Below are 25517 nucleotides of genomic sequence, written 5' to 3'. Positions count from 1 at the left end.
ATTACCTCGCAAACATCGCGCAATCACAGGGGTAGTCGATCAATTGCTGAAGCTCGTCGTCGAGATGCATGACCGTGATCGACGCGCCGGCCATTTCGAGCGAGGTGCAGTAGTTCCCTACGAGCGATGTATGGAGGATGAGCCCGGCATCGTCGAGCCGGGACTTCACGCGCCGCATCAGAATGTAGAGTTCCATCATCGGGGTCGAACCCAGCGAATTGACGAGCACGGCGACACGATCGCCCCGGGCTGCTTTCATATCGCGAAGAATGCTGTCGATGAGTTCGTCCGTCACCGCGTCGGCCGGCCTCAGCGGCTCGCGCGCCACGCCAGGCTCCCCATGGATTCCCATTCCGATCTCCATCTCCCCTTCGCCGATCAGGAAGTTCGGCCGGAGGGTCTGGGGCAGCGAACATGGGGAAAGCGCGACACCCATCGTATAGGTTCGCGCATTGGCATGGCGGGCGACACGCTCGACATCGTCAAACGAGTAGAGAAGATCGCAGGCTGCGCCAGCGGCCTTGAAGATGAAGACGTTGCCCGCCACGCCCCGTCGCCTGTCCTTCTGATCGGCAGGGGCGGATGCCACGTCATCCGTGGTGAGCACGGTGCGTACCTCGATCTCGTCAAGCGCAAGCATTTCGGCAGCCATGTCGAAGTTCATCACGTCGCCGGCATAATTGCCATACATGAACAGCACGCCGGCGCCGCCGTCGACCGCCATGGCGCAGGCGATGATCGGATCGGGTGGCGGCGACGCGAACACGTTGCCGATTGCGGCCGCGTCCGCCAGCCCCTTGCCGACAAACCCCAGAAATGTCGGTTCGTGCCCCGATCCGCCGCCGATGACCAAGCCGACCTTGCCCTTGCGGGGCCCGTTTCTGGCAATGATCGCGCGGGGCATGTTCTCCACGGCGTACAGATGGCGCGGATGCGCCGCCAGAACGCCTTGCAGCATCTCATCGACGGCATCTGCGCCGGCATTGATAAGCTTCTTCGTCTTCATGCTGATCCTCCCAGTGCGAGCTCCACCTGCATAAATGCGATTGCACCGCCGAAGGTCAATCCGCCAGCGGGAGGGCTGCGGTCGCAAACGGCGCGAGCAGCAACTCTTTGCCCGCATCTGCCGGCCGGCATGCGCCGCAATCGACCATTCGTTCCTCGCCCGTCAGATTGACGACGTGAAGCCTGGCGCCTGCGACATCCCGTGCAACGAAAGACAGGACCTCGGAGGGCGAGGAGGAGACGCATTCCTGCCAGGATGCGCCAGCCAATCGGGACAATGTGTGCACTGTGTTGAACAACGGGCGCCGCCCGCCTTGCTCGGTCGGTTCGGCCGGACCGGCGATCAAACCGAACGGGCCTGACAAGGCCGAGAGCGTCAGGCATTCCAGACCGGCATCCAGCACCCGTATCGCATAACCGAACCCGAAGGCCTCCGCGAAGCGTCCATTGTGGCGTGGGTCGCTATTGGCCATGGGAATGCGTGCGCCCGCCGGATTGTCCATCGTGCGGCTGCCATAGGGGTTTTGCCGCATCGGGATCGTCGACGGGCCGATCCGGTAGGGCTTGTCGCCATAGATCGCTCGAACGGATCGCGTGATGAAGGGCAGCGCTTCCAATGTCTGCATGACGCTGAGATCGTCGGCGGCATGCACGATCGGATTGGTGCAGTGGCTGACGAAGTCGAGCTGTCCATCGGGGACGCGCTTCCGGTTGAGTTCGGTGAAATAGCTCAGCATGCCGCCACCGATGCGAATGCCGGGAAAGGCGGCGCGGGCAGCTGTATAGACCTCATCCAGGGGCGGGCATTCCGGCCATTTGCTGCCGGGCGGCGTCGATTGCCGGTCGACGGATGGCGAGATCATGATCGCATCCGGTCTGAATCCCGCCAGTTGCATCTGGCGGGCGATCTCGGCAGCCTCGCTTGACGGCGACGATTTGCAGGGGAGGGCGATCTCCAGTGTCGAGCGGCCGCGATGGGCCGCGGCGAGTACGGCGAAGTGCGCGAGCGCGTCGATTCCGTGCCCGGCGCCCGGGTCGAAATGGAAGAGGAGTTCCCGGGGAGCGACCTCCGACAGGACGGACTTTGCCGACAGCGTCGCATCGGCCTCCTCGGGCGTAATGATCACGCCGATATCAGGCATGGTGCCGGTTCGCGTCCCGAGTTCGAGGTTTATGGGGACACCCGAGGTCGCGGCCGGAGGGCGTTGCGCGGAACGGCTGATATCCTTGATAACAAGCGACGTTTTCTGCCGAACGGGCCGATTGGCGACAATCTCATACGGCCAGGGAAGCGCGAGCGGTCTGACATAGGTCTTATAGGATGCGTCCGACCAGTTCCTTTGATCTTCCATTTCAAAGGTGTCGCCCTCCATCCGGCATTCCGCCCGAACGCCAGGCATGACCTCGTGGGTGATGGCCCGCATATCCTTGAACGGCTGCCACGGCTCGATGACATCGGGAAACCGTGTCGCCACGATCTGCCCGTCGACCTGCTCGACCGTCGCCGGTGAACCCGCCACGCCGACGATCGGATGCAGGATGCAGAAGCCGCAACGGTTGGTCTCGAATCCGGTCGGGGCGATGGCTTCGGCCTCGAAGGCAAGCCGGTCCGGACTCCCGACGATGCGAACGTCGATGATGAGTTTGGTATCATCCGGTCCATCGCAACGGGCGAGATAGGTGACCTCGAAACGATCGTCACTCTGCTCGATCTTGAGATCGGCGATCTCGGGGCTGTAGGTGCCCCAGTCCCGATCGCGAACGAGATAGGAAATCCCCCTCAGCACCTCGGTTCCATCGTAGCGGATCGTGCGGAGGTTGCCGTTGGCGAGATCGGCTTCCAATTTTCCCGCTCTCAGGCGAACCGGTGGCGGATCGACGATATGGGTGCCGTAGAGCTGGAACGCATCGATCGTCATCGCAGCATCGCTCCGACATCGATTGTCTGTCCCCCGGCAGCGCTGTCATAGGCTGCCTCGACCAGGGCGAAGGTCTTCAGATTGTCCGCCCCGGAGGTCGAATGCTCCGCGCCGCGCTCCAGCTGGTCGACCCAATGCTGCTGGATCGCGTAGACGCTCTCCTGGATATTGTGCCAGGGCCGCGAGGCCCATGGCAAAAGCTTCGGCGACACGTCGGTGGTGGTGGTGCCCTTGGCGTTGGTGATTTCGAGGCCGTAACCCTGGGTCAGGCGGATCGTGCCCTCCGCACCGTCGAGCTCGATCAAGGTCTCGGGGAACGGCTCCCTCGAGAGCCTGGTGGCGTAGCTGACGTCGACGACCGACGTGGCGCCGCTTTCGTGATCGAGCAGAATGGTCGCGACATCCTCGCCCTTGATTCTCGGATTGACCCGCTTGGTGCGGGCCGTGAGCGAGCGAACGTCGCCTAAGATATAGCGGGCGATGTCGAGCGTATGGATGCCGAGGTCTTCGATGATGAACCGTTCGCCGTCGGCAAGATAGGGCTGGCCGGAGAAGACGTCGTAGGCCGAACGGAAGGAGAAACGGCCCCAGAAGGGCGTGCCGATGGCATTCGAATCGAGGGCTGTTCGTACAGCCTGGATCGGCGTCTGCCAGCGAAAATTCTCGTGCACCATCAGCGGGATGCCGGCATTGCGACACGCCTCGACCATCGCCGTCGCGTCTGACAAGGTCTTGGCGAACGGCTTCTGGCAGATGGCCGGCACCTTGTTCCGAGCCGCCATTTCGACGAGAAAGCGGTGGCTCTCGACCGTTGTGGCAATGTCGACGAAATCAAAACCGCCATCGGCGAACAAAGCCTCGGCATCACTGTATCGACGCTCGATGCCGAACTGATCGCCAACGATCTTCAGTCGCTCCGGATCGCGATCGCAGATCGCAACAATGTCAGCGCCCCGAACGTCATTCCAGGCATGCATCTGGTTGATCGCAAAGAAACCGCAGCCGATCAAAGCCCCCTTCAATTCCGTCATCTCAACCTGCCTTTGCCATCTGCATGAGGGTGACGCGCTGCTGCAGGCGGCGCTGCGCCTGGTCGACCACGACGGCGATGATAATGACGAGGCCCTTGATGACCATCTGCCAGAAGGAGGAGACGCCCATCATCACCAATCCGTCGGAGAGGATGCCGATGACGAAGGCGCCGATGATCGTGCCGCCGATCGTGCCGCGGCCGCCCGACATTGAGGTGCCGCCGAGCACCGCTGCGGCAATCGCATTGAGCTCGAAGCTTTCGCCGGTCGCCGGATGGGCTGCCATCAGTTCCGAGGAGATGACGACCCCGACGATTGCCGCGCAAAGTCCGGAGAACATGTAGACGAAGATCTTCACGACGTCGACCCGGATGCCGGACATGCGCGCGGCCCGCTCATTTCCGCCGACGGCGAAGATGTGACGGCCGATCGGCGTCGAGCGGGCGACATAGGCGGCCAGCAGCGCCAGCACGATCAGGATCCAGATCGATACCGGCAGACCGAGAATGCGTCCCGCGCCGAAGAAATCGAAGCCGGTCGTCGCATATTCAGGCCGGCCGACAAGGTTCGGAAAAGTCTGCCCGTCCGACGACAGCAAAGCCAGACCGCGGGCGATATAGAGCGTGCCGAGTGTGGCGATGAAGGGCGCGACGTTGAGTTTGGTGATCAGCAGACCGTTGATCAGACCGATAAGCAGGCCGATCGACAGGGTGATCAGCACGATCTCGAAGAGGTTGAAAAAGATGGTGTAGCCGATCGGCAATTCGATGCCGTAAAGGATCAAGCCGCCGGCGACCATGCCGCAGAGCCCGACGATCGATCCGACCGAGAGATCGATGCCGCCTGTGATGATGACGAAGGTCATGCCCATCGCCAGGAAGGCGTTCAGCGCTACATGTTTCGACATCAGGATCATGTTCGCCGTCGAGGTGAAGTTCGGGGCGAAGATCGCAAAGAAGATGATGACGGCAAACAGCGCGATGAAGGTCCTGAGCTTCATCAGCGTCAGAAGCACGGAGCCGTTGGCGCCCTTCGGCGCGAGAGTGGTTGATGTAGCCGCCATCATGACGCGAGTTTCCCTTGATGTCCGTGTCCCTTGGACGAAGCCGCGATAATGGCTTCTTCCGTGGCCTCGTTGCGGTCGAAGACGGCGACCAGCTGGCCGTTGCTCAAGACCGCGATGCGATCGGAAAGCGCCATGACCTCTTCGAGGTCGGAAGTCGAAAATAAAATGGCGAGCCCATTTGCCGCCAGCCGCCGCATGGTGCGGAAGACATCGGCCTTGGCGCCGACATCGATGCCGCGGCTCGGCTCGTCCATCAGCAGCACCTTCGGATTGGTCATCAAGGCCTTACCGATAACGACCTTCTGCTGGTTGCCGCCTGACATCGAGGTCACCTCGAAATCCGGGTTCGGCGCCTTAATCGAGAGGTCGCGGATTGCATCGCGAATGGCACTCTTCTCAGCACCCCTGTTGATATGAAAGAGCCGGGTGAAGCGCCCAAGGCTCGCCAGCGTCAGGTTGGAGGCGATGGAAAGCACCTGGACCAGGCCTTCCCGCTGCCGGTCTTCCGGAATGAGTGCAAGGCCGCGGCGGATGCGCCGGGTGGTGTCGCGGGCGCGAACCTGCTTGCCGTCGATGAAGATCTTGCCGGTCGAGTGTGTGTGACGGCCGATCACGCATTCGAAGAATTCACTGCGCCCGGCACCCATCAGGCCGTAGATGCCGAGAATTTCGCCCGCCTTGACCGACAGGGAGACATTGTTGACCGAAAGACCGCCTGCCGGCCGCGGCAGGCTGATATTTTCGGCGCGAAAGACCTCGGCTCCGACGGCGTGGTCCACGGACTTTGCAAAGTCCTTGGCATCCGAGCCGATCATCGAGCGCACGATCCAGCGTGTGTCGATGTCGCGGACCATTGCCTCACCGGTGACCTGACCGTCACGCAGCACCGTGATGTAATCGCCGATCCGCATCAGTTCTTCGAGCCGGTGCGAGATATAGACGATTGCCACACCCTGGGCCTTCAGTTCCGCGATCACCTTGAACAGGATCTCGACCTCGGCTGCCGAAAGAGCCGACGTCGGCTCGTCCATGATCAGGATCCGGGCATCCAGCGACATCGCCTTGGCGATCTCGACGAGCTGCTGCTGGCCGATCGGCAGGTCCTCGACCATCGTATCCGCCTCGATCCCGGCATCGAGACGTTTCAAAAACGCATTGGCCTTTTGAACCTGTGCCTTGTGATCGATGCCGAGGATGCCGCGGGTGATTTCGCGCCTGGCGAAGATGTTTTCGGCGACCGACATGTTGGCGAAGAGATTGAGCTCCTGGAAGATCATGCCGATGCCATTCGCCTGCGCGTCTGCAGGGCTGTCGAAGGATACGGGCTTGCCATCCAGGATGATGCGGCCGAGCGTTGGACGCTCGACACCGGCGATGATCTTCATCAGCGTCGACTTGCCTGCTCCGTTTTCGCCGACAAGGACGTTCACTGCGCCGCGGCGAAGCTCGAGATTGGCGCGCTTGACGGCGACGATGCCCGAATAGACCTTCGACACATCGTCGAGGCGCAGGATAACATCGTCCTTTTGTGCCTCTCCTTGGGTCATGGGCCAACCTTCAGTTCCGAAGGTGTTATGAGCGGCAGCTCACCGCTCCTCGGCAACGGAAAGGCGCCGATCGCGGTCACCGTCTTGCCGGCGAGGTCCTCACGCGGGATGGCGGAGAGAAAGGTGGTATTGGCCTTCTCGTTGAAAGCTTTGCCGAACTGCGCCCACTCGATCTGGTTCTTGAATTCGTTGAAATTGACGAATTCCAGCGTGTCGCGCAGCGCCGTGCCGCGCAGCGCCGGCCCGATCTGCAACTTCGCATCGGCCTTGCCGTCGCCATCGGCGTCGACATCGAGCGTTGCCGCGCGCGAGGCTGTATCGGCCGCGACGACCTTGCCGGTGATCTTCACCGCATAGGTCCATGGCGAGCTGCTCTGCTTGCGGGGATTACCGTATTTCTCGCCTGCGGCGTCGGGACTGGAAGCGGAAAGCTGCATGACGTCCTTCAGGTCGCCGGCGCGCTTCTCGAAATAGGGTACTGCCTCGGACTGCCAGATCGCCTCGACCTTCGCATTCGGGTCGAAGGCGGTCTTGGCCGCTGCCGCAGCCTTCTCCTCGGCCGTCGGCGTCTTGATGATCTTGCAACCGGGCAATGCTGCCGCCACGACGGCAGCGAGCAGGGCGCCCTTCACTCTCAACATGCTTTGAACCTCGACGTCTTGCAAAATGCATTACGGAGGGCGCAGCCGCGCGCCCTCCGCAAGTCGCTGCTGATCAGTTCTTCAGGGCGAAGGTTTCGAGCTTGTCGGCATTGTCGGCGTTGATGAGAACGCAGTCCATCAGCTGCTTCTCTTCCTTTGGCGTCGTCTTGTTCTTGATGTAGGTGTCGGCCTGTTCCACCGCCAACTGAGCCTGCGCATAGGCGGGCTGCAGGACCGTTGCCTTGATGCCGCCCGACTTGATGGAGTCGCGCACGTCGTTGGAACCGTCGAAGCCGACGACGATCACGTCCTTGCGGCCGGCCGCCTGCAGCGCAGCGATCGCACCCATGGCCATGGTGTCGTTGCCTGAAATCACGCCCTTGATGTCGGGATTTGCCTGGAGGATGGTTTCCATCTTCGAATAGGCTTCCGTCTGGCTCCAGTTGGCAGACTGCTTGGCGACGGACTTCAGGTCCGGATAGTCGTCGATGACGTCATGATAGCCTTGCGAGCGGATGCCGGCATTGGTGTCGGACTCTTTGCCCACCAGCTCAACGTAATTGCCCTTCTCACCCATCAGCTTGACGAATTCCTGCGCCCCGAGCTGGGCGCCCTGGTAGTTGTTCGAGACGATCTGGGCGACGGCAACGCCGGTGGCGTTGATTTCGCGGTCGATCAGGAAGGACGGGATGCCTGCATCCTTTGCCTTTTTGACGGCCGCGACGGAGGCGTCGGCTCCGGCATTGTCGAGAATGATCGCTTTGGCGCCGCGCCCGATCGCCGTGTCGATCATTTCGGACTGCTTGTTGGCGTCGTCGTCATGCGTCATGACGAGGGTTTCGTAGCCGAGTTCCTTCGCCTTGGCTTCAGCGCCGACGGCTTCGGCCTTGAAGAAAGGATTGTCATGCGCCGGCGTGATGATGGCGATGAGATCGGCCGCAAAGGCCGGAAGAGCTGTTCCGAGCGCCAATGCTCCGGCAAAAGCTGCAAGTGTCAGTCTGCGCGTCAGTTTCATTGTTTCCTCCCTGTTGTGAATGAAGCCCCTTCTCCCTGGGGCGGTTGAGGGGAGGGTTTGCCCTCCCCAAGCCTGTTCAGGTGATGCGCCGGATGCTTTCGACGATCTCCTGCGGTTCGAATACCTTTTTCCAGTCGTCGCGCATCAGAGCAGGGATGCCGAACTCTATCGCCTTGTTGCAGGCATCCGAGAATACGCCGTCGACTTCCTTGAAGATGACCGCGCCGAGCACGTTCATATGACCGAGCAGGAAGTCGCGGGCGGCCTGTTCCGGAACGCCGCGTGCCACGCATTCGTCCATGGCCTGTCGCATGACGACGAGCAGCGATGCGCAGACGGTTTCCGACAAGCCCGGTTCGAGCATGGCAAGCTGATCGACCGTGACCCGGTGCGAGCGCATGACCGGGGCCCAGATCAGCTTGGCGATTTCCTCGCCGAGCGCGTAGGCGCTTTCCGGACCCTGCATCAGTGCCGAGACGATATGCTGCTTGGCGAAGAGGCCGCCGAAGTGGTCCTTTTTCGCCTGCATGTCCGTCTCGTCGTTGAAGATCGGCGGATGGCAGGGATGGGTGACGAAGTAGGTGAGATCATCGCGCTTCGGCAGGTGGCCGGCAAAGGGAGCCGCAGCGTCCAGCGCGATCACCATGGTACCTGATGCGAGCTGATCGACGATGCCTGCCGCGACTTTGCCGATCGCCGTGTCCGGCACGGCCAGGATCACCACGTCGGCGCCGTCAAGCCCGACATCGACGGGCACGCAATCGACACCGAGATCATTCTTCAAACGGGCCTTGCCTGCATCGCTCACCTCGACATGGCGGACGTCGAAACGCGAGCCTTTGAGATTTTTGGCGAGCCGGTATCCCATTTTCCCGCCTGCGCCGAAGAGGGCAATCTTAGTCATGTTTCCTCACCTTTTCCGTTTCTGGATAGGATCATATACTGGTATGATGAGTCAATCACCATATCACTTAAATAATATGATCCACACGTTTTTCTGGGTCGAGCCGGATCAGGGAAACCATCAGTGTTTCCTTCCCTCGCGGATCTGCGTGAAATAACCGTCAGTCCCGACCTGGCCGCCTTTGAGTGCGATCTGCAGGCCGTTTGTCGGTTGATGATCGCCATGCGCAAGGCAAAGCGGAGAGCCTGGGGTCTGAGGCAGTGGAAGGAGCGTCGTCAGCGCGTCGATCTTCAACTGCCTGAGCGCGTGACTGGATGTGTCGCCGCCGGCGACGACCACACGTGATAGTGCTTCGTTCTCGATCAGGCGGCGCAACATCGTGCCGAGCGCGCTCCCGAGCCGGTGACGAGCGCCCGGAACCCTGTCTATGTCGGCGCCACGGTCCGCAGACGGGCCAAGCGCGGTATACAGGATGACGCTCTTGCCTTGCCTGAGCTTCTGGATGCCGGCCTCTACCGCCGCATCCATCGCGGCTTCGCAATGTTCCGAGACCAGCGCAAGGGGATCGAGCGCGATGCTCTCGAAGCCGTTCTCGACAGCCGTCCGGATCTGGCGCTCGGTCGTCGGCGATACGCTGCCCGACACGACGGCGAGGCGGTCGACCGGGCCGACATCCGGAAACTCGGCGCCGGCGTTGGCGATGAAGCCGCTCCGCCGCCAAGCGCTGAGCATGGCATATTCAACCCCGGAGGAGCCGGCGACAAAACTTCCCGAGCGGCCGGTGACACGAAGCAGCTGTCGGCCCGCGGCCTCCTGCGTCGCCTCGGAGTCGACATCGATGAGCAGGATCCCTTCCGAACCCGACGCCAACTCGTCGAGACGCGCATCGGCGTCCGTCGCGGTGATGGCGACGAGATCGGCGACCAGGACGGGAAGGCGGGTCTGTTTCGACAGGTGGACCGCAAGGTCCGCCTCGTCCATCGGGGTCACCGGATGGCGGCTCATGACGGGATGGCGGTCGATGCGAAAGATCCGGCCCTGGTAAGCGGCAAAGAGATTGCCGAATGCCGTGTAGCGTTTCAATTGCGGCGCGCCGACGATGACGGGCACGACGGATTGCCCGAAAACCGATCGGCCGATTTCGATCGCCTTGCCGATATTGCCGATGTCGGGGCTGGAATCGAAGGTCGAGCAGACCTTGTAGTGGCAGATGTCAGCACCGAGCGAATTCAGCCACTCGAAAGCGGACGAAAGGTGCTCTTGCATCCAGGCGGGGGTCTCGCTGCGGCTTGTCCCGGCAATGCCGATTGCGCGGCAATCCCGAAAGCGTCCAAGCAGTTCCGGCGTCGGAATATCGAGGAAGAGCACGGTCGACACGCCGTTCGAGGCTAAGGCCTCCATGACATCGGTGGAGCCGGTGAAGTCGTCCCCGTAATAGCTGACGAGAGGTTGATGCATCGCGGTCACGCGCCCTTGCCGTCGCTGAATTTCGCAATCGAGGCGGCGAGCTCTGGATGATCTTTCGCGTAGGTCTCCAACGGGATGTCTGCGACGGCTGCCTGCCAGGCCTGCTGCACGGCCCGAACGCCGGCCGCCGGGCCGCCGGGATGGCTGACGATGCCGCCGCCGCAGAGATAAAGAAGATCGACGGTGCGGCCGGTCCGTTGATAGGTCTCGGGCGCCTGTCCTCCCCACTGACCCGAGCCGGCAACCGGAAGCGGGCAATCGGAGGCATTAAACAGCGGCGTGCTAACGGCCTTGAAGGATGAGACGAAGCTGTCGTCCGGCTCCCAATATTTGACCCTGATACCGTTGATCTGAAACTGATCGACCCCGAGCAGCCGCCAGAACTGCTGGTAGACCCTGAAGTCCATGCCGGCGCCCGGATCGCGTGTCAGCACGTCCCAACCGTTTCGATGCGCGTGCAGCACCAGATTGGAGCGCTTGCGCAGAAAGCTCATGCCGCCGAAGCCGATCGAGTTGATGTTGACGACGGCGCAATTGCCGCCGGCCTTGGCGACGATGTCGTGGTTACGCATCATCTCGTCTGGGTCTGCATGCGAGATGCCGAAGGCATACATAACCTTCTTGCCGGTCTTTTGCTCGTGATCGAGAATGCGCGGCATGATCGCCGCAACGCGGTCCTTGAGCGGCGAATAGGCCGGGCTCATCAGTTTCTCGTCATCCTTGATGAAGTCGACGCCGGATGAGATCAGCTCGCCGACGAGTTCCGCCGTTTCGTGCGGTCTGAGACCAAGTGCCGGCTTGACGATCGTTCCGATGATGGGCCGGCCTTCGACGCCGGTGAGGCGGCGGCTTCCGGGGATGCCGAACTGCGGTCCGGGATGCTCGCTTTTGAAGGCTTCGGGCAGTGTCATGTCGACGATGCGGATGCCGGTCATGCCCTTGATGGAGTAGACGCCGCCGATCGCAATGGTCATCAATGCCGAAAGGTCTGTCCCGATCGCGTCCAGCGGAAAGGCGATGTCGACATCGGCGCGATGAAGCAGCGTGCCGGGCGCGACCTCGGGCCAAGTCGGATGACGCGCATCTTCGAGCGGGCGGATCGCCAGCACACGGGCGGCGACGCGCGATTTCAGCTCTTCTGTCTCGCCGGGGACCGGAACGAAGGTTCCGGTCGACTGGTCGCTCGCGATCTTTTCCGCCATCGCCTCGACGTTGCCGGGCGTTTCGATGCGGTAGGTCAGGGTAATCATCATGAAACGGACGGTTGCTCCTCTCGCCACGCATATTGCCGTGGCGTCAACTCGTGATCTGGTATAATGAGTATTCCAAATTATGAAAAGTAGAATCTTCGGATCCGCAAATTTTCGCCGACAGCTTTGTTCTCGACCCGGAAACTGTTAGGAGGAAACATTTTGAGCCAGCGAGATGTGATGACCCAGCCCCTCGAACAAATCGTCCGCCGGAAACTCTCTGACGAAGTGTTTGATCGACTTGAGCGAATGATCACCTCGGGCGAGCTTCAGCCCGGCGACGAAATGCCGTCCGAGCGCGTGCTGATGGAACGCTTCGGCGTCGGCCGGCCGGCGATCAGGGAGGCCATGCAGTCCCTTGCCAATAAAGGTCTTGTCAGCATTTCGCATGGCGAGCGGGCGAAGGTCCTCAGGCTGACGGCGAAATCGATATTCCGCCAGGTCGATCTCACTGCCAAGATCATGCTGTCGCAATCGTCGGACTCGCTGGAATATCTGAAGAGCGCCCGCATCTTCTTCGAGCGGGGCATGGCGCGGGAGGCCGCGCAGCGTGCCTCTGCAAATGATATCGCCGATCTCAGGAACATCATCGAGCGCCAGCGAATGTCGCTTGGCCGGGCCGAAGAGTTCATCGACGCGGACATGGAATTCCACACCCGCATCGCGCAGATATCCGGCAACCCGATCTACATCGCCGTCAGCGAAGCGATGCTTGCCTGGCTGAAGGAATATCATACCGAGATGCTGATCTGGACCGGCAAGGAAAAATTCACGCTCGCCGAACACGATGAGATCGTCGACCGCCTTGAAGCAAACGACGTCGATGGCTCGGAAACGGCGCTCCTCAAGCATCTCGAGCGGTCGCGAGCGCTTTACACGAAGTAGTCGCCATTCCCCTTGCGCGTCATAGCTGTCCCTTTTGCTGTTTCAGACCTCAACCTGACTGCGCGATGGCTGTGGGCGCGGCAGTGCATTTTGTCGGCTGCAGCCGGAACAATGATCCAAGAATGAGGTTCTGAGTGGGTCAAGTATGCAAGGATCCCAAGGAGGACATCACAATGCGTATGAAACTCGTAGCAGCGTCACTTTTGGCTATCGGCATGGCCACATCCGCCTTCGCACAATCGAATCCGGCGCCGGCAGGTGCGACCATTGATAAGAGCCAGTCCGACCAGGGTGGCGGCGCAGGCACAGACACGAAGGCCAAGAAGCCAATGGCAACGGATACCACCACGACGGGTTCCACGACCAGCGGCACGAAGGACAAGGTCAAGTGCCCCAATCCGGTCAATAACTCTGCCAATCTCCAGACGCAGGGCGGCACGAGCAACGCCACCCCGATGGACGAAGCCTGCGCAGCCCACAACAATTGATCGACCTCTTCACGCAAACCTCGCCGGATGGGCTGACCCCGTAATTGGGACGGTTTATCGACCGAGAAGATTCAAGGGCTGGATCCTGTATGTTACAGGACCCAGCCCTTGGCGTTTCGGTCTGATGCGATCGTTTTCGTTTTGCCGATAAAGTATCCGACAGTTTCAGCGAAAGGCGTCGTTACCGGATTTGCCGGGCTTTGCCGGGTCAAGATCGTAACGACCGCCTTTTGGCACGGCAATGTCGCGGAACGACTTGGCTAGACGATGCAGCTTGTCCCTGGCATTTTGGCCTTTTACCGGTAGGCCGTGTCCGCTGATGATAAGCTCCGGCTCCAGCGAAGCGAGAAATGCCACGGATTTTTCCGCCTCTTCCCAGTCGGGCGTGAAATACCGGGGCGGCCCGTGCATTTCCGGGGTCTGCACGATCGCCTCATATGCCGATTCCTGTCCTGTCGTGATAATGGCATCGCCTGAAATCAGCGTGCGGTCGCTTTCGCGCCACAGCGATATATGGCCTGGCGAATGGCCGGGCGTGTGGATCCATTTCCATCGCGGCATTCCCGGGACCGTTTGGTCGGGGGGCAAGATTTTGAGCCACGGGCGGACGTCGACCGGCGAGCGCGGGTAAAGCGGTGAAAGCAACGTCATCGCACCTCCGCCCGCCATGGGATCGGCGGGAGGATAGGACGCCTGTCCTTCCAGGTATGGCCTTTCCAGCGGATGCGCAAAGACCGGCACCTCCCAAAAGCTGGCGAGACTTTCGACCGAACCGGCGTGATCGAAATGCGCATGGGTCATCACGATCGCGGCAGGTCGCGCGTCGCCGAAGCGCAGGGACGCACAAGCCTTGATCTTGTCGGCCGAGGTCGAAAGTCCTGTATCGATCAGGACCCATGGCTCCGGTCCCATCGGATCGCCATAGAAGACGACGTTGACGATCGACATGGTGCGATAGGCGAGATCGGCGGCGATAACGTTTGTTCCATCCGCCGATTTCTGCGTCGGGGCAAGGTCCGTCTCGGACAAAGGAAGTTGATTGACCATGCCGGACCTAGACCTTCGCCGTCTCGCCCACCTGTCGCAGCGAGAGAAACTTTGCCGTGACCGCGGCCAGATTGTCATTGAGCCATTCGGCCATCGCCAGCTCCTCGGTCAGATTCGCCTGAAGGCCAGTGACGGCGGCGCCATATCCCCCTGCCTCGGCGACCACCAGCAGCGACTTGTAAGCTGCCGCCTCGTAATTTTCGAAGGCGAAATTGGCAAAGGAATTCTTCAGAATTTCGTCGCCTGCAACGGTATGGCCGAGGGCTGCCATGGATCCTGTGAACGACAGCGCCATATCTTTCAGCGTCGAATTGTCCTCGTTCAGACTGTCAAGGATTTCCTCCAGACGGACGATCTGCCCGTCGGTTTCCCGGATATGCGCGTCGAGCCGTTGGGCAACCTCCGGGTAATTCTCTATACGTTTGAGCTGCGGTTTCATGATGCTAAGCGCTTGGTTTTCCATCGCATGGGCATTTTTCAAACCGGCGACGAAGATGTCCCTAATGTCGGTTCCTGGCATTTTAGGTCCTCCTTGTTGGTTGATGCCTAACTGCGATCAACCGCCCTGGTTCCGCGACCTCAGCCCGGAAAACAGCTTCAATTCCAGGATATTTCCAAGAGGCGGGAACCGTCTCTCACATTTCTTGTTGGGGCCGCTTCTGGATGTCAGGTCCACTCGCCGAACGTGGCGAGCAACCCTCAAGAAGGAGAAATCGATGTTTTACACGGACGGAAAGCTGCAGTTCCCGGTTCGGGTCGAAAGCCCCGATCCCCACTTCGCCCGCGCGCTGCAACAGGCGATCGGCGGGGTCGAGGGCGAGATCAGGGTCGCCATGCAATATTTCTTTCAAGCCTGCGGCGCCCGCGGCAACCCGAAGTTTCGCGACCTGTTGATGAACACCGCGGCGGAAGAACTCGGGCATATCGAGATGCTGGCGACCGCGGTGGCGTTAAACCTCGAAGGCGCGCCTGTCTCGGTCAAGGAACAAGTTGCGGGTGACCCCGTGGCAAGCGCGGTTCTCGGTGGACTGAATATGAAGAACCTTCTTTCGGCCGGTCTTTCGGCGATGCCCGTCGATTCGGATGGCGTCCCGTTCGACATGTCGCACATCTATGCCAGCGGCAATATCGCAGCCGATATGACCGCGAATGTCGCGGCGGAATCCACCGGTCGCGTGTTGGCGACGCGGTTGTTCAATCTCACCAATGATCGCGGGATGAAGGAGATGCTTTCCTACCTCATCGCCCGAGACACCATGCACCAGAACCAGTGGATGGCGGCACTAGAGGAGCTTGGCGGGCCATCGAAGGTCTTCCCGATCCCCAACGGCTTCCCTCAGGAGCAGGAGTTGCAGGAATTCAGCTACGCCTATCTCGGGTTTCAGCAGGATGGCAGCGAGCCGGTTCCGGGACGATGGTCGGACGGCAAGTCGATCGACGGCAAGGGAAGCTTCAAGACAATGGTGCCGCAGCCCATGGGACAGAAGCCCGTTCTTGGGCCGGCAAAGCCTGATAGCGGCGCACAAGCCGAGCAGAGTTGAGCCGGCAAGTGGGCGGGCGACCAGTCGTCGCTCGCCTTCGCCCTGCGCATTTGGAGAACAATGATGAAGCTCACGTTCAATCTTTACATTCTTTTGTTCGTTGCAGCGCCCGCCTTTGCTGCCGATGACGCTGCCCGTCAAAAGGCCGTGGATTTCGCCACCCGCGCCGCCATGTCAAACATGTTTGAGCTGAAAGCAGCCGAGATTGAAGTCTCCAAGGGCGCGGCCGAAGATGCAAAGCAGTTTGCAGGCGACATGTTGAAAGATCATGGGCGAGCCGGCCCGATTCTGGCGGACGCCGCCAAGGAAGATGGCGTTCAACTGCCCGCTGGCCTCGATGACGAGCACAAGAAGAAGCTCGAAGCGCTGCAGCAAAGCGATCGAGAAAACCTGGACCAAGCCTATCTTTCGACGCAAGTGACCGCGCATCAGGAGGCCGTGGCGCTCTTTTCAGATTATTCGAAAAATGGCCCGGACGGGGCATTGAAGCGCGCCTCGCAGAAGATTTTGCCCGATCTGAGAATGCATCTGACGAGGATAGAAGGGCTGACCTCAAAGTGAGAGGAGCGACGATCGGGGACGAAGCAGGCGACGGGACACTGTCCTTCACCACGCAGGAACTAAGCGGCGCCCGAAAGCTCAATGCCTTCCTCGGCCTTCTTCCCCGCTATCATGTCGACCGGCGCTGGAACGCCAGATGCGTTCAAACAATGACTAAGGCGGCGCAGTCGCTCGTGCCCGACGGACCGATACGCCGCGGCGAAGCCGTCAGGCGCGTCGTCGCTGCCAACGGCAGGGAGATCGGCTTGAGGTTGATCGTTCCGAAGGGGATTCGCCATGGTCTCTATGTCCATTTCCATGGTGGTGCCTGGGTGATGGGTAATGCCCGTCTCGACGACGGCATTACCCGCCCGATCGCAAGGCGTTGCCAGACACTGGTGGCCGCCGTCGATTTTCATAATGCCATCGATGATCGTCTCGACGTCACTGTGCACGACTGCAGGACGGCAGTCGATTGGCTCGTCGACCATCTCCCCGAACTCCAGGTCAAGCGCATCATCCTCGGTGGAGAGTCGTCAGGCGCGCATCTTGCGGCAGAGGCGCTGCTTCATCTGCGCCAACGCGGCAAGGCGGAATCCGTCGCGGGGTTCATTTCCATGTGCGGCGGCTTTGATCTGACGGGCTCGGAAAGTCTGCGACAGTCAACGGGAAGAAGCCTTGTCATCGATGGACCATCGGCACTTCGAAACCTTCAGCGTTTGACGCCGAGCCTTTCCGGACGTCAAGCTCGCGGCCCCCGGTTTGCCGATCTGTCCAGCCTTCCACCCGCTTTGTTCATCGCTGGAGCACTCGATCCGATCATCGATGACAGCCTGTCAATGAGCCTCCACTGGCAACAGCAAAACGGCAACGCCGACTGTGTCGTTTTTCCGGAGGCGCCGCATGGCTTTAATCGATTTCCAACGAAGTTGGCGGCAAAGGCAAATGGCCTTGTCAGAGCGTGGATCTCCCGCCGCCTTGACCAATAACAATTTGGATCTCCCCGGGCGGGTTAGGCGGCCAATCGCGGCAGCCCACCGGGCTGCGAAAAATCCGACCCCGGTATCACAAACATGTTTCGTCCGGAGACGAGATAGCAGCCGGCTTCGTCTGCGCTGGCATTGATCTCTCCGTCGAGATGGCGGACGAGATGTTGGACACGGCCCGTTAAACCCTGCCCGCTTGTTTGTTGCGCGGCGCATTGACGCACCACCCGCGGAATGATACCTCTAGATTAATTGGTCAGGCCAGTTGACCAGCTGCGGGGCTTGAGGAGAAGTCCGCCGGGGAGGCCATCATGTTTTCGCCTGTTGAATCACGCCGCCTTTATCGGCAGGTCGCAGATCAGATCCGCTTGATGATAGCAAGCGGCGAGCTTGCTGTTGGTCAACGGCTGCCGGCCGAGCGAGACCTGGCGGAGCAACTGTCGGTTTCACGCCCGACCGTCCGTGAGGCGCTGATCGTCCTGGAGGTCGAAGGTCTTGTCAACATCCGCATGGGATCCGGGATCTATGTGATACGCCAGAATGCCGCTGTCGTCGCAGGCGCCGAACGGGAGCCTGTCGAGGGGCCTTTCGAGCTGCTGCAGGCGCGCGCCCTCATCGAATGCGCCATCGCCGAAGAAGCTGCCGGTCGCGCCAAACCGGACGATATCGCCCTGCTCGATGAAGCTCTGACGCGCATGAGTGGCGTCGTCAACGATGCAATCGCAGTGCTTGACGCCGATCGCGCTTTCCACACCGGAATTGCTGCCATCGTCGGAAATGCAACATTGATCCGGGTGACGGGCGAGATGTTCGACATGCGCATGACCCCATATTTTGCAAGGCTTGCCAGCCACTTCGAGGGGCCGACGACCTGGCGCAGGGCATTGGACGAGCATCGGGCTATCCGCGATGCGATCGCAGCCGGCGATGCAGGCGGCGCCAAGGCTGCTATGCGCGCGCATCTGACCATGTCGCAGAAGAGGTTTTCCGAGAGCTTCGGGGAGGAGTTTTCGGGGGAAGAGGAGCGCGGCCGCAACGAGCGGCCGTCGAAAGGAAAGATCAAGACTTAACCCAAGCTCAGGAGGAGAGAGCAATGAAGAGCAGACTGGCAACCATACTTTGCACCGCAGCCGCGATCATGGCGAGCACCGCGATTGTGCAAGCTCAGACAGTGCTGAAATGGGCGCATGTCTATGAAACGTCCGAGCCCTTCCATACGGATTCCGTATGGGCTGCGGAAGAGATCAACAAGCGCACCGACGGGCGCTACAAGATCGAGGTCTATCCGGCATCGCAGCTCGGCAAGGAAGCAGACATCAACCAGGGCCTCAAGCTCGGGACGGTCGACATGATCATCTCGGGATCGAGCTTTGCGGCCCGCGACTACAAGCCGATCGGCGTGACCTACTTTCCCTATATCTTCCGCGGTCCCGATCATCTGATCGCCTACACCAAGAGCGATGTCTTCAAGCGCCTTGCGAAAGGCTATGAAGACAAGACCGGCAACCACATCACCGCCGTCAGCTATTACGGCACGCGCCATACGACATCAAACAAGCCGATCGCCAAATGCGCCGATATGCAGGGCCTGAAGATCCGCGTGCCTGACGTTCCCGCCTATCTCGCCATGCCGCGCGCCTGCGGCGCCAACACGACGCCGATCGCCTTTGCCGAGGTCTATCTCGCCTTGCAGAACGGCACGGTCGAGGCGCAGGAAAACCCGCTGACGACAATCGAGGCGAAGAAGTTCTACGAAGTTCAGAAGAACATCATCCTCACCGGTCACATCGTCGATCACCTCAACACCGTGGTCTCGAAGACACGGTGGGCGAGTCTTTCCGATGAGGACAAGAAGATCTTCGGCGAGGTCATGCAGGAGGCGGCCGAGCGCACAAGCAAGACGATCGCTGGCAAGGAAAACAGCCTGATTGCGACCTTTAAGGAAAAAGGCCTGAATGTCACCGAGGTCGACAAGGCCGACTTCGAGAAGACCGTGATGGAAAAGGTCAACTTCGAGGATTTCGGCTACGAGAAGGCCGATTGGGAAGCAATCCGCGCGATCCAGTAAACTCCGTGGCGCGGCGCCGTAAGGCGCCGCGCGTCTTTCGGACGCGCAAAGCACGCTGTCGCACTTTGGCTGCTGCAGGCGCTGCGCTCCTTCATTCCGAACCGGACAGGATCGATCATGTCGCAAGAAATTCATACGCAAATCACCGCTGAAGAAATCGGCCACGAGTTCGAGGGGCATGCGCCGACCGCAAACGTTTCGGACTATGCCATCGAGGACTGGATCACGCTGATCGTCTTCTGGCTGATGGCGGGTTGCGTCTTCCTGCAGTTTTTCACGCGCTATGTGCTGAACGACAGCTACGCCTGGACCGAAGAGATCGCCATCAACTGCCTGATCGGCGTCGTCTTTCTCGGTTCCGTCATGTGCGTGCGCACATCCCGGCATATCCAGGTCGATGTGTTCTATCACTATATGCCCGCAGGTCTTGCGCGTGTGCTTGCAACCTTCGTCGATATCGTCCGGATCGGCTTCTTCGCCTATGGCTGCCATCTGATGTGGCGCTATGTCGACATCGTGGCGGAAGAGCAGATGGTGACCATCGACCTGCCGCGCAATATCGTCTTCTACGCCGTTCTCGTCGCCTTCGTGCTGATGCTGATCCGTGCGATTGTCGTCTTCATCGCCAATATCCGCCGCGGCTACTCCGTTCTGGAGCGCCCCGAAGAATTCCAGACGATCGAGGGTTGATCTGATGCTGCTGCTTCTTGGCTCGTTTCTGGTGCTGATGCTGGTCGGGGTGCCCGTTGCCATCTCGATGGCCGTCGCATCGGTGCTTTACATCGTCCTTTACGGTGTCGCTCCCGACATCATCGTCGCCCAGCGCATGATCGCCGGCGTCGAAAGCTTCCCGCTGCTTGCAGTGCCGTTCTTCATCCTCGCCGGCAACCTGATGAACTCGGCCGGTGTCACCGGCCGCATCTACTCCTTTGCGGTGGCTCTCGTCGGCTGGATGAAGGGCGGTCTGGCGCAGGTCAACATTATCGGTTCCGTCATCTTCTCCGGCATGTCCGGCACGGCGCTCGCCGATGCGGCGGGTATCGGTACGATCGAGATCAAGGCGATGAAGGATCACGGCTATCCGGTCGAGGCGGCGGTCGGCGTGACGGCGGCGTCTGCCACGCTCGGCCCGATCTTCCCGCCGTCCCTGCCTTTCGTGATCTACGGCATGATGGCGAACGTCTCGATCGGCGCTCTTTTCATGGCGGGCATCCTGCCCGGCATCGTCATGACGCTGCTGATGATGGTCACTGTCGCCGCCTTCGCCTATAAGAAGCGCTGGGGCTCGGACGCGCCGTTCGATGTGAGGCAGCTGCTGTCGGCCGGGATGGAAATCGTCGTCGTTCTGGCGGTGCCGCTGGCCATCTATCTGATGATACGTGCCGGTGTGTCAGTGAATGCCGCAGCGGGCATTGCTCTTCTCGTCCTTCTTGCCCTCGACTGGTATTTCCGCTTCTCCGCCGTCATGGCGCTGATGACGCCCGTCATCCTCATCGGCGGCATGACGATGGGCTGGTTCACGCCGACGGAGGCGGCCGTCGCAGCCGTCCTCTGGTCTCTGTTCCTCGGTCTGGTGCGTTACCGCACGATGACGCCCTCGACGCTCGCCAAGGCAAGTTTCGATACGATCGAGTCGACGGCATCCGTTCTCTTTATCGTCACCGCGGCATCGGTCTTCGCATGGCTGCTGACGGTGAGCCAGGCGGCACAGCTGCTCTCCGATGCGATCCTGTCGATCACCGACAATAAATGGGTTTTCCTCATCCTGGTGAACCTCCTGATGCTCTTCGTCGGCTGCTTCCTGGATACGATCGCCGCCATTACCATCCTCGTGCCGATCCTTCTGCCGATCGTCCTGAAATTCGGGATCGATCCGGTTCAGTTCGGCCTCATCATGACGCTGAACCTGATGATCGGCCTGTTGCACCCGCCGCTCGGCATGGTGCTTTTCGTCTTGTCGAGGGTGGCGAAACTCTCCGTCGAACGCACGACCATGGCGATCCTGCCCTGGCTGGTGCCGCTCTTCCTGGCGTTGATCCTGATCACCTTCGTGCCCGCCGTATCGCTGTGGCTGCCGCAGCAACTCGGGCTGCTGAGATAGGAGCGCAAGATGCGGACACGTGTGGCACGGCTTTACGAAAAGGGCGATCTCAGGATCGAGACCGCCGCGGTTGCGGCACCCGGTCCCGGCGAGGTGCTTCTCAAAATGGCGGCCGCAGGGATTTGCGGCTCCGACCTGCATTATTATCAGGACGGCGGTTTCGGGCCGGTCCGTGTTCGTGAACCGATCATACCCGGCCATGAGGCCTCGGGGACTGTGAGCCAGACGGGCGAGGGGGTCGACCTGAAGGCCGGGACGCTGGTGGCGGTCAATCCAAGCCAACCCTGCGGGCATTGCGAATATTGTGAGAAAAACATGCCGATCCACTGCCTGGAAATGCGCTTCATGGGCAGTGCGATGCGCCTGCCGCATGAGCAGGGCATGTTCCGGGAATGGCTGGTGGTGCCGGCGAAGCAATGCTTTGCGGTCGGAGCTGCGACAACTGCCGCGGAAGCGGCCTGCAGCGAGCCGCTCTCCGTCTGCCTGCACGCGGCATCGCGCGCGGGAGAGATTACAGGCAAACGGGTGCTGGTCACCGGTGCCGGCCCGATCGGCGCCTTGATGGTTGCCGTCGTCTCCTATCATGGCGCAAGCGAGATCGTGGTGACCGATCTTGCGGATGCGGCGCTGGACCGGGCCAACGCGATGGGCGCCAGCCGCACGATCAATGTTTCCAAAAATGCCCAGGCGCTTGCGGAATACGAGGCGGGCAAGGGCTATTTCGATCTCGTCTTCGAATGCTCGGCCGCCGCTCCGGCCATCCGCGGCGCGATTGCTGCTATCAGGCCGCGTGGGACAATCGTGCAGGTTGGCGTCACGGGAGACGTGCCGATCCCTCTCAACGCGATCGTCGGCAAGGAACTTCAACTCCACGGAACGCAGCGCTTCCACGAGGAGTTCGGTACTGCGGTCGAACTGATCTCCAGCCGCAAGATCGACGTGCGGCCGATCATCAGTCACTGCTTGCCGCTCGCAGAAGCCACCGCAGCCTTCACGCTCGCCAGCGATCGTGCGGCCGCCTGCAAGGTACAACTCACCTTTTAAAGCGCGTCCCGGAACTCACACCTGTGCTCGGCGGGCCGCGCACGCCACGGCCTGCGTTGACCGGACCGGTCATTGCCGACGTCGCGATCATCGGCGGTGGTTTCGCCGGCCTCTCCGCGGCCCGGCACATCTCGCGCCTGGACCGGGCCGCGCAGATCGCCGTCCTTGAAGTGGGCAGCGTCGGCGAGGGCCGGCGGGCGCGAATTCGGGCTTCATCATCGACCTACCGCACGAGGTCTCATTAGACGATTTCAGCGGGGGCAATCCGTGCTCAGACAGCGCCAATGCTTGCGGTGTTGGGTAGCGCTCCAGCAAGGACTGAAGCCCCAGAATTTCTGCGGCATCGGCTATTCTAGTTTGCTTTCCAGTTCGCATTGTCGGGGATCGACCGCTGAGGCACGACGACCTGGATGATGGACGGACTGTTCAGGTTTTCTTTGGCGCCGTTTATGGCGTCCTGCAGTTCGCCATAGGTATCCACTTTCCAGCCTTGGCAGCCAAAGACCTCTGCCAACTTGCTGTAATTCCATCGGTGCAGGATGCATGAATTGTAGAACGGCTTGTTGCCGTGGAAAACCGATGCATCGGCAAGCCATTGCTCCACGCCATAGATGCCGTTGTCCATCACGAAGATGATCGGGTTGAGATTGAAACGGGTTTGTGTCGAGAGGCATTGAGCGGTCATCTGAAACCCGCCATCCCCGGCAAAGACCAGCAGCCTCTGGTTATCTTGCTTTGCCAACGAAACCCCGGTCGCGGCCGGACCGATATAACCGATAGCCGAATAGGATGATTGGACGATGAAACCGCGGCGAGCCCTCACTTCAAGAAGCAGGCTGCCGAAATAATTCAAACTGGCGTCGGCACCGACAATGGTATTTCCGTCGATCTGCTGCTGAATGAAATCGTAGAAGCCCTGATAGGTAATTTCGCCTGCCGGCACCGCGACCGGCGCTTGCCTGGCCGTTTTCGCTGGAAGAGTTTGGGCTTTGCATGTCAGCCTTTTGTCGATCAAGCCGTTGACGAGATCCGCCAGCGACACCTGTGCGTTGAAGATCGTGCCGTATTTCACGGTATCCCAGGAGGCGAATGCGGTTTTATCGAGATCAATAGGCCAACCCAAATCATTGATATCAGTCAACCAGACGCCCAGCGCCAATACGAAGTCGGAGTCTTTGACCAAAGACTGGACATAAGGTGACGATAATTTGCCGTCAAACACCCCGGCAAATTGGACATCGTCTTCCGACAGGATGGCCTTGCTCAAAAGCTCGGTCACGTAGGGGATTTTGAGGTCCCGAATGAGCCGCTCTGCCTGGTCGTGCAGGCCAAACCGGTCGATCTCGACGCCGATCCAGATCAGGGGTTTGGTGACATTCTGCAATCTTTCGCTGATCTGCGCGATCGACTGATTGAGACTGTCCTCGTCGGATATGTCAGGCGCCGCTTTTAATGCATTCGACGGGCGCGTGCATTGCAGGTCGACCATATCCTCCAGCAACTCGATATAGACAGGACGTCTTTCCGTGATGCACTGTGTCAGCGCGTAATCTATGAGCATTGGCGCAAGATGAGGGCTGTCGATGCGGACCGCAGCGGCCGTTATGTATTCGAACACCTGAAGATCCGTTTCCCGTCCGCTGATGAAGTGATGCGAACTGTAGCCAGTTTGTTCGAATGTGAGTGTTTTCTGGATGCTCGGCGCACCGTTGATCAGAACGACCGGCACTTTCTCGACGTAAGATCCGGCGATCGCATTTGTTGCGCAAAGCGAGCCTGCGGAATAGGTGACGCACAGCGCACCAATTCCTTTCAGCCTCGCATAGCCGTCGGCTGCATAACCGGCGTTCAGTTCATTCACCTCTTCGATGACCTGAATATCGCTTTTCTCGACATAGCTGTTCACCCATTCGATCGAATAATCGCCCGCTACGGAAAACAGGTGTGCCAGGCCCAGTTCGCGAAGTCTGTCGACCAGATATTGTCCAACCGTGTATGTATCGCCCATGTTCCAGCGGCTCCCCTGCTAACGAGAATTGACGAATATTAGAACTCGCTCGCGTTATCGAATAAGCGCGGTATGTATATGTCGAATATTCCGGGGCATTTTCGTTCGGGAAATCTTTCCAGCAGGAAGCGCTTGAAAGCATCATTGGTGAGGCCGTTGCCGGCGGCCTCCATGGCGACGGACAAATACTCTATATTTTTGGCAACCTCGTTTTTGTCAGCCGGAAAGCCATGACCGGGAAGGAACAGCTCATAGTCGGACAGCAGCATGCCCTGCAAAATCCCGATCCAATGCTCCATGTATTTCGTCAGATAAAGGTGCGTTCCGCTGTAGATCAGGTCTTGCGCAATAAAAACGCCCACATCCGGAAGACCTATGGTGAGGAGAAAATCGATCTCCGTATCAACGACTTCATCAAATACGTATTTGACTCCGTCGATGATCTCGTGGCCGGCACGGACGGTTTTTTCGGGAATTACCAAGCTCGTCGGAGCGAGGTTGCCAAGTTTCCAATGGTCATTCAGGGAATCCTGCCCATGCTGCCTCAGGAACTCCTTCGTTTCCGACAATGCATGAATCGGAATGTCGCTGAATGCGGCTCCCAGGCCGAACCAATGGTCGGGGTGCCTGTGCGACAGGTAAATCCGGTCGATCTCCTTGCCGATACTGTCGGCATATGCCCTGAATTGCAGCGCATAGGGAACGAGGAATTGCCCATCGACAAGAACAAGCTTGTTCCTGCTTTCGATGATGTGCGTTGCATTGGCGATATTGTCATCCGTGAAAGCTGAAATGAAAGTATGAATACGGACATCGCCTGCTCGCCTGACGATTTTAATGGGCTCCGGCAATTGCGTCACCATCGGTATCTCCCTGTTTGAAGGTCGTTTGCTGAGGTTTGACGTTCACCTGGGGATGGCGGAGATATGGTTCCCCAGCATTCCCGGGCTGTTTCCAACATGCG

At 60.0% G+C, this 25517-nt stretch carries 24 protein-coding genes and 1 pseudogene; 11 read left to right on the top strand and 14 right to left on the bottom strand.

Going from position 1 to position 25517, the window contains the following annotated elements; genetic code table 11:
• Position 1 precedes the first annotated feature (1 nt).
• The 10 genes from BS630_RS31440 to oiaX form a co-directional block, all read right to left on the bottom strand.
• Complete coding sequence (locus BS630_RS31440; RefSeq protein WP_077980557.1) at positions 2 to 1006, bottom strand: dihydroxyacetone kinase subunit DhaK; 1005 nt, start codon at positions 1004 to 1006, stop codon at positions 2 to 4.
• Between the two features lie 55 nt (positions 1007 to 1061).
• Complete coding sequence (gene apnL, locus BS630_RS31435) at positions 1062 to 2924, bottom strand: D-apionate lactonase (protein WP_077980556.1); 1863 nt, start codon at positions 2922 to 2924, stop codon at positions 1062 to 1064.
• Positions 2921 to 3955 carry a Gfo/Idh/MocA family protein gene (locus BS630_RS31430; RefSeq protein WP_077980555.1) on the bottom strand — a complete coding sequence of 345 codons (1035 nt, stop codon included), beginning with the start codon at positions 3953 to 3955 and terminating at the stop codon, positions 2921 to 2923. The genes apnL and BS630_RS31430 overlap by 4 nt, the downstream gene beginning before the upstream one ends.
• Before the next feature lies 1 nt (position 3956).
• Positions 3957 to 5021: an ABC transporter permease gene (locus tag BS630_RS31425; RefSeq protein WP_025396967.1), complete on the bottom strand. Its 1065-nt coding sequence runs from the start codon at positions 5019 to 5021 to the stop codon at positions 3957 to 3959.
• Positions 5018 to 6568: a sugar ABC transporter ATP-binding protein gene (locus tag BS630_RS31420; protein ID WP_077980554.1), complete on the bottom strand. Its 1551-nt coding sequence runs from the start codon at positions 6566 to 6568 to the stop codon at positions 5018 to 5020. The genes BS630_RS31425 and BS630_RS31420 overlap by 4 nt, the downstream gene beginning before the upstream one ends.
• Positions 6565 to 7209, bottom strand: a complete 645-nt coding sequence (locus BS630_RS31415) for a DUF2291 family protein (protein ID WP_077980553.1) — start codon at positions 7207 to 7209, stop codon at positions 6565 to 6567. The genes BS630_RS31420 and BS630_RS31415 overlap by 4 nt, the downstream gene beginning before the upstream one ends.
• 73 nt (positions 7210 to 7282) lie before the next feature.
• The gene (locus BS630_RS31410; protein WP_077980552.1) at positions 7283 to 8224 is read right to left on the bottom strand and encodes a D-ribose ABC transporter substrate-binding protein; all 942 of its coding nucleotides are present in this window, start codon (positions 8222 to 8224) and stop codon (positions 7283 to 7285) included.
• 76 nt (positions 8225 to 8300) lie between these two features.
• Positions 8301 to 9128: a phosphogluconate dehydrogenase C-terminal domain-containing protein gene (locus tag BS630_RS31405; RefSeq protein ID WP_077980551.1), complete on the bottom strand. Its 828-nt coding sequence runs from the start codon at positions 9126 to 9128 to the stop codon at positions 8301 to 8303.
• 120 nt (positions 9129 to 9248) lie between these two features.
• Positions 9249 to 10586, bottom strand: coding sequence for a four-carbon acid sugar kinase family protein (locus tag BS630_RS31400; RefSeq protein ID WP_077980751.1), 1338 nt, complete (start codon positions 10584 to 10586; stop codon positions 9249 to 9251).
• Positions 10587 to 10591: 5 nt separating this feature from the next.
• Positions 10592 to 11848, bottom strand: a complete 1257-nt coding sequence (gene oiaX / locus BS630_RS31395; RefSeq protein ID WP_077980550.1) for a 3-oxo-isoapionate-4-phosphate decarboxylase OiaX — start codon at positions 11846 to 11848, stop codon at positions 10592 to 10594.
• A 177-nt stretch (positions 11849 to 12025) separates the two neighbouring features.
• Here oiaX and BS630_RS31390 point away from each other — a divergent pair, with 177 nt between their 5' ends.
• Together BS630_RS31390 and BS630_RS31385 are read left to right on the top strand one after the other, a co-directional pair.
• The gene (locus tag BS630_RS31390; RefSeq protein ID WP_077980549.1) at positions 12026 to 12730 is read left to right on the top strand and encodes a transcriptional regulator NanR; all 705 of its coding nucleotides are present in this window, start codon (positions 12026 to 12028) and stop codon (positions 12728 to 12730) included.
• Positions 12731 to 12903: 173 nt separating this feature from the next.
• Positions 12904 to 13218, top strand: coding sequence for a hypothetical protein (locus BS630_RS31385; RefSeq protein WP_077980548.1), 315 nt, complete (start codon positions 12904 to 12906; stop codon positions 13216 to 13218).
• A 165-nt stretch (positions 13219 to 13383) separates the two neighbouring features.
• Here the strand turns inward: BS630_RS31385 and BS630_RS31380 are convergent, their stop codons facing one another.
• Positions 13384 to 14265 (bottom strand): MBL fold metallo-hydrolase, encoded by an 882-nt coding sequence (locus tag BS630_RS31380; protein ID WP_077980547.1) that lies wholly within the window; start codon positions 14263 to 14265, stop codon positions 13384 to 13386.
• Between the two features lie 7 nt (positions 14266 to 14272).
• Positions 14273 to 14785 (bottom strand): ferritin-like domain-containing protein, encoded by a 513-nt coding sequence (locus BS630_RS31375; RefSeq protein WP_077980546.1) that lies wholly within the window; start codon positions 14783 to 14785, stop codon positions 14273 to 14275.
• Positions 14786 to 14981: 196 nt separating this feature from the next.
• On the opposite strand from BS630_RS31375, the gene BS630_RS31370 reads away from it, so the two are divergent.
• From BS630_RS31370 to BS630_RS38320, 9 genes and pseudogenes are all read left to right on the top strand, one after another.
• Positions 14982 to 15806 carry a manganese catalase family protein gene (locus tag BS630_RS31370; RefSeq protein ID WP_077980545.1) on the top strand — a complete coding sequence of 275 codons (825 nt, stop codon included), beginning with the start codon at positions 14982 to 14984 and terminating at the stop codon, positions 15804 to 15806.
• Between the two features lie 63 nt (positions 15807 to 15869).
• Entirely contained in the window at positions 15870 to 16367 is a 498-nt protein-coding gene (locus BS630_RS31365; protein WP_077980544.1) for a DUF4142 domain-containing protein, read from the top strand.
• Entirely contained in the window at positions 16364 to 17335 is a 972-nt protein-coding gene (locus BS630_RS31360; RefSeq protein ID WP_245310582.1) for an alpha/beta hydrolase, read from the top strand. Before BS630_RS31365 ends, BS630_RS31360 begins: the two co-directional genes overlap by 4 nt.
• A 308-nt stretch (positions 17336 to 17643) precedes the next feature.
• On the top strand, positions 17644 to 18402 hold the full coding sequence (locus BS630_RS31355; RefSeq protein WP_077980543.1) for a FadR/GntR family transcriptional regulator: 759 nt from the start codon (positions 17644 to 17646) through the stop codon (positions 18400 to 18402).
• A 23-nt stretch (positions 18403 to 18425) separates the two neighbouring features.
• Positions 18426 to 19400 carry a sialic acid TRAP transporter substrate-binding protein SiaP gene (locus BS630_RS31350; protein WP_077980542.1) on the top strand — a complete coding sequence of 325 codons (975 nt, stop codon included), beginning with the start codon at positions 18426 to 18428 and terminating at the stop codon, positions 19398 to 19400.
• 117 nt (positions 19401 to 19517) lie between these two features.
• Entirely contained in the window at positions 19518 to 20090 is a 573-nt protein-coding gene (locus BS630_RS31345; protein ID WP_077980541.1) for a TRAP transporter small permease, read from the top strand.
• 4 nt (positions 20091 to 20094) lie between these two features.
• Positions 20095 to 21501 (top strand): TRAP transporter large permease, encoded by a 1407-nt coding sequence (locus BS630_RS31340; RefSeq protein ID WP_077980540.1) that lies wholly within the window; start codon positions 20095 to 20097, stop codon positions 21499 to 21501.
• A gap of 9 nt (positions 21502 to 21510) precedes the next feature.
• A complete protein-coding gene (locus BS630_RS31335; protein WP_077980539.1) occupies positions 21511 to 22545 on the top strand; it encodes an L-idonate 5-dehydrogenase in 1035 nt (344 codons plus the stop codon).
• A gap of 23 nt (positions 22546 to 22568) precedes the next feature.
• Positions 22569 to 22804 (top strand): annotated as a pseudogene (locus BS630_RS38320) (FAD-dependent oxidoreductase); the annotation flags it as partial.
• Positions 22805 to 22897: 93 nt separating this feature from the next.
• Here the strand turns inward: BS630_RS38320 and BS630_RS31325 are convergent.
• Together BS630_RS31325 and BS630_RS31320 are read right to left on the bottom strand one after the other, a co-directional pair.
• Complete coding sequence (locus BS630_RS31325; protein ID WP_077980538.1) at positions 22898 to 24553, bottom strand: alpha-keto acid decarboxylase family protein; 1656 nt, start codon at positions 24551 to 24553, stop codon at positions 22898 to 22900.
• Positions 24554 to 24591: 38 nt separating this feature from the next.
• Positions 24592 to 25416 carry an MBL fold metallo-hydrolase gene (locus BS630_RS31320; RefSeq protein ID WP_077980537.1) on the bottom strand — a complete coding sequence of 275 codons (825 nt, stop codon included), beginning with the start codon at positions 25414 to 25416 and terminating at the stop codon, positions 24592 to 24594.
• Between the last annotated feature and the right edge of the window lie 101 nt (positions 25417 to 25517).

This window comes from Rhizobium laguerreae, assembly GCF_002008165.1.
In the GTDB taxonomy this organism is placed as follows: domain Bacteria; phylum Pseudomonadota; class Alphaproteobacteria; order Rhizobiales; family Rhizobiaceae; genus Rhizobium; species Rhizobium laguerreae.
The sequence above is the reverse complement of the archived record's forward strand: the minus strand, read 5'-3'. Positions and strand labels throughout refer to the sequence as shown.

Bases quoted from the DNA above. Each gene is read 5' to 3' on its own strand.
- BS630_RS31440 (WP_077980557.1), bottom strand. From the start codon at position 1,006: ATGAAGACGAAGAAGCTTATCAATGCCGGCGCAGATGCCGTCGATGAG.
- apnL (WP_077980556.1), bottom strand. From the start codon at position 2,924: ATGACGATCGATGCGTTCCAGCTCTACGGCACCCATATCGTCGATCCG.
- BS630_RS31430 (WP_077980555.1), bottom strand. From the start codon at position 3,955: ATGACGGAATTGAAGGGGGCTTTGATCGGCTGCGGTTTCTTTGCGATC.
- BS630_RS31425 (WP_025396967.1), bottom strand. From the start codon at position 5,021: ATGATGGCGGCTACATCAACCACTCTCGCGCCGAAGGGCGCCAACGGC.
- BS630_RS31420 (WP_077980554.1), bottom strand. From the start codon at position 6,568: ATGACCCAAGGAGAGGCACAAAAGGACGATGTTATCCTGCGCCTCGAC.
- BS630_RS31415 (WP_077980553.1), bottom strand. From the start codon at position 7,209: ATGTTGAGAGTGAAGGGCGCCCTGCTCGCTGCCGTCGTGGCGGCAGCA.
- BS630_RS31410 (WP_077980552.1), bottom strand. From the start codon at position 8,224: ATGAAACTGACGCGCAGACTGACACTTGCAGCTTTTGCCGGAGCATTG.
- BS630_RS31405 (WP_077980551.1), bottom strand. From the start codon at position 9,128: ATGACTAAGATTGCCCTCTTCGGCGCAGGCGGGAAAATGGGATACCGG.
- BS630_RS31400 (WP_077980751.1), bottom strand. From the start codon at position 10,586: ATGCATCAACCTCTCGTCAGCTATTACGGGGACGACTTCACCGGCTCC.
- oiaX (WP_077980550.1), bottom strand. From the start codon at position 11,848: ATGATGATTACCCTGACCTACCGCATCGAAACGCCCGGCAACGTCGAG.
- BS630_RS31390 (WP_077980549.1), top strand. From the start codon at position 12,026: ATGACCCAGCCCCTCGAACAAATCGTCCGCCGGAAACTCTCTGACGAA.
- BS630_RS31385 (WP_077980548.1), top strand. From the start codon at position 12,904: ATGCGTATGAAACTCGTAGCAGCGTCACTTTTGGCTATCGGCATGGCC.
- BS630_RS31380 (WP_077980547.1), bottom strand. From the start codon at position 14,265: ATGGTCAATCAACTTCCTTTGTCCGAGACGGACCTTGCCCCGACGCAG.
- BS630_RS31375 (WP_077980546.1), bottom strand. From the start codon at position 14,785: ATGCCAGGAACCGACATTAGGGACATCTTCGTCGCCGGTTTGAAAAAT.
- BS630_RS31370 (WP_077980545.1), top strand. From the start codon at position 14,982: ATGTTTTACACGGACGGAAAGCTGCAGTTCCCGGTTCGGGTCGAAAGC.
- BS630_RS31365 (WP_077980544.1), top strand. From the start codon at position 15,870: ATGAAGCTCACGTTCAATCTTTACATTCTTTTGTTCGTTGCAGCGCCC.
- BS630_RS31355 (WP_077980543.1), top strand. From the start codon at position 17,644: ATGTTTTCGCCTGTTGAATCACGCCGCCTTTATCGGCAGGTCGCAGAT.
- BS630_RS31350 (WP_077980542.1), top strand. From the start codon at position 18,426: ATGAAGAGCAGACTGGCAACCATACTTTGCACCGCAGCCGCGATCATG.
- BS630_RS31345 (WP_077980541.1), top strand. From the start codon at position 19,518: ATGTCGCAAGAAATTCATACGCAAATCACCGCTGAAGAAATCGGCCAC.
- BS630_RS31340 (WP_077980540.1), top strand. From the start codon at position 20,095: ATGCTGCTGCTTCTTGGCTCGTTTCTGGTGCTGATGCTGGTCGGGGTG.
- BS630_RS31335 (WP_077980539.1), top strand. From the start codon at position 21,511: ATGCGGACACGTGTGGCACGGCTTTACGAAAAGGGCGATCTCAGGATC.
- BS630_RS31325 (WP_077980538.1), bottom strand. From the start codon at position 24,553: ATGGGCGATACATACACGGTTGGACAATATCTGGTCGACAGACTTCGC.
- BS630_RS31320 (WP_077980537.1), bottom strand. From the start codon at position 25,416: ATGGTGACGCAATTGCCGGAGCCCATTAAAATCGTCAGGCGAGCAGGC.